Source organism: Paracoccus broussonetiae (assembly GCF_031854425.1).
Lineage (GTDB): Bacteria > Pseudomonadota > Alphaproteobacteria > Rhodobacterales > Rhodobacteraceae > Paracoccus > Paracoccus broussonetiae.
In genome coordinates this window covers 2,501-5,584 of the sequence record NZ_JAVRQI010000037.1, presented here as the reverse complement: position 1 = coordinate 5,584, position 3,084 = coordinate 2,501, and the positions used below count along the sequence as shown (strand labels likewise).

General features: G+C 53.6%; 1 tRNA gene and 2 rRNA genes (1 of these 3 running past the window's edge). All 3 read right to left on the bottom strand.

The annotated features are described in order from the left end of the window. Positions 1-77, bottom strand: a tRNA-Met gene (locus RM190_RS23175). A gap of 65 nt (positions 78-142) precedes the next feature. Beyond that, positions 143-257: ribosomal RNA gene (gene rrf / locus RM190_RS23170) — 5S ribosomal RNA — on the bottom strand. A 111-nt stretch (positions 258-368) separates the two neighbouring features. Further along, a 23S ribosomal RNA gene (locus RM190_RS23165) occupies positions 369-3,084 on the bottom strand (it continues 117 nt past the right edge of the window).

Genomic DNA, 3,084 nt, shown 5'->3' with positions numbered 1-3,084 from the left:
TGGTTGCGGGAGCAGGATTTGAACCTGCGACCTTCAGGTTATGAGCCTGACGAGCTACCGGGCTGCTCTATCCCGCGCCGTTTTGCATCGCGGTTTTTGCGGTGCTTTTTATCGTTTTCGAGAGATATCCGTTTCTTTCCAGGTCTGGCGGTGACCTACTCTCCCACGTCTTTTGACGCAGTACCATTGGCGCGACGGCACTTAACGGCCGAGTTCGGGATGGGATCGGGTGTTTTGCTCGTGCTTTGGCCACCAGACCGGGAAAGAAACGGATCGGCGTTATCCCTTTTTGGGATGAGTTGTCCAAGGATGCTTTTGGAAGCGAGAGATTTGCTTGCTTTTGCAAGCTGGTCTGTCTTCTTCCGGATCAAATCAAGCCAATCGAGCCATTAGTACCGGTCAACTGAATGCATTGCTGCACTTACATCTCCGGCCTATCGACGTGGTGGTCTTCCACGGCTCTCAAGGGATACCTTGTTTTGAGGGGGGCTTCACGCTTAGATGCCTTCAGCGTTTATCCTGTCCGTTCATAGCTACCCAGCACTGCCGTTGGCACGACAACTGGTCCACCAGTGGAACGTTCACCCCGGTCCTCTCGTACTAGGGGCAACTCCTCTCAAGTATCCTACACCCACGGCAGATAGGGACCGAACTGTCTCACGACGTTCTAAACCCAGCTCACGTACCTCTTTAAACGGCGAACAGCCGTACCCTTGGGACCTGCTCCAGCCCCAGGATGAGATGAGCCGACATCGAGGTGCCAAACGATGCCGTCGATATGGACTCTTGGGCATCATCAGCCTGTTATCCCCAGCGTACCTTTTATCCGTTGAGCGATGGCCCTTCCACTCGGGACCACCGGATCACTATGGCCGACTTTCGTCTCTGCTCGACTTGTCAGTCTTGCAGTCAGGCTGGCTTCTGCCATTGCACTCAACGAGCGATTTCCGACCGCTCTGAGCCAACCTTCGCGCGCCTCCGTTACTCTTTGGGAGGCGACCGCCCCAGTCAAACTACCCACCACGCAGGGTCCCGGACCCGGATAACGGGCCGCGGTTAGACATCAAGAGTGCGAAGGGTGGTATCTCAAGGATGGCTCCACAGCGACTGGCGTCACTGCTTCGATGCCTACCACCTATCCTGCACATCACAATCCTGATGCCAGTGCGAAGCTATAGTAAAGGTGCATGGGGTCTTTCCGTCTAACCGCGGGAAGTCTGCATCTTCACAGACAATTCAATTTCGCTGAGTCCACATTTGAGACAGCGGGGAAGTCGTTACGCCATTCGTGCAGGTCGGAACTTACCCGACAAGGAATTTCGCTACCTTAGGACCGTTATAGTTACGGCCGCCGTTTACCGGGGCTTCAATTCAATGCTTGCACATCTCCTTTTAACCTTCCGGCACCGGGCAGGCGTCAGACCCTATACGTCGCCTTACGGCTTCGCAGAGCCCTGTGTTTTTAGTAAACAGTCGCCACCCCCTAGTTTGTGCCCCCCGCCCATAGTTGCCTACGAACGGGGCCTCCTTCTCGCGAACTTACGGAGGTATTTTGCCGAGTTCCTTAAATGTGGTTCTCTCAAGCGCCTTGGTATTCTCTACCAGTCCACCTGTGTCGGTTTAGGGTACGGTCTCATGGAGGGCTATTTCCAGGAACCACTCACCAGCCCTTCCAATCCGATAAGGAAGAACTAGCTCTGTGATCCGTCACCATCTCCTGGCCCAGGAATATTAACCTGGTTCCCATCGACTACGCCTTTCGGCCTCGCCTTAGGGGCCGGCTTACCCTGCTCAGATTAGCTTTAAGCAGGAACCCTTGGACTTTCGGCGACAGGGTCTCTCACCCTGTTTGTCGCTACTCATGTCAACATTCTCACTTCTGATCACTCCACCGGATGCCTTACAGCCCGGCTTCACAGTCAGAACATTGCCTCCGTTGCTTTTTGCAAAGCAAAAGAGGCAGCGTTCTATATCACAGAACGCTCCGCTACCACGTGCATAAATGCACATCCAAAGCTTCGGCTCGTGGCTTGAGCCCCGTTACATCTTCGCCGCAAGACCTCTTGATTAGACCAGTGAGCTGTTACGCTATCTTTAAAGGATGGCTGCTTCTAAGCCAACCTCCTGGTTGTTTTGGAAGTCTCACATGCTTTCCCACTTAGCCACGAATTGGGGGCCTTAGCTGTTGGTCAGGGTTGTTTCCCTCTCCACGACGGACGTTAGCACCCGCCGTGTGTCTCCCGGATAGTCCTTCTTGGTATTCGGAGTTTGCTTAGACTCAGTAAGGCTGTGGGCCCCCATCATCCATGCAGTGCTCTACCCCCAAGAGGATACGTCCGAGGCGCTACCTAAATAGCTTTCGCGGAGAACCAGCTATCTCCGAGTTTGATTGGCCTTTCACCCCTAGGCACAAGTCATCCCGACCTTTTTCAACAGGTGTGGGTTCGGACCTCCAGTTGGTGTTACCCAACCTTCATCCTGCTCATGCCTAGATCACTCGGTTTCGGGTCTGATCCGTCTAACTAAGTCGCCCATTTAAGACTCGCTTTCGCTGCGCCTACACCTAACGGCTTAAGCTTGCTAGACAGACCAAGTCGTTGACCCATTATACAAAAGGTACGCCGTCACATCTCAAGGATGCTCCGACTGCTTGTAGGCGTCCGGTTTCAGAAACTGTTTCACTCCCCTCGTCGGGGTGCTTTTCACCTTTCCCTCACGGTACTGGTTCGCTATCGGTCAGCAAGGAGTACTTAGCCTTCGAGGGTGGTCCCCCGATCTTCAGACAGGATTTCACGTGTCCCGCCCTACTTAATGCGTCCGATCAAACTTCCCATACGGGGCTGTCACCCGCTATGGCTGTGCTTTCCAACACATTCTGGTCATTCTCACGGCTCGGCTGGTCCCCGTTCGCTCGCCGCTACTAGGGGAGTATCTGTTGATTTCCTTTCCTCCGGGTACTTAGATGTTTCAGTTCCCCGGGTTCGCTCTTAAAACCCTATGTATTCAGGTAATAAGTACCTGGTTAACCCGGTTGTTGATCATCCGAAGATAACAACAACTGAGTTTCAGGTGGGTTTCCCCATT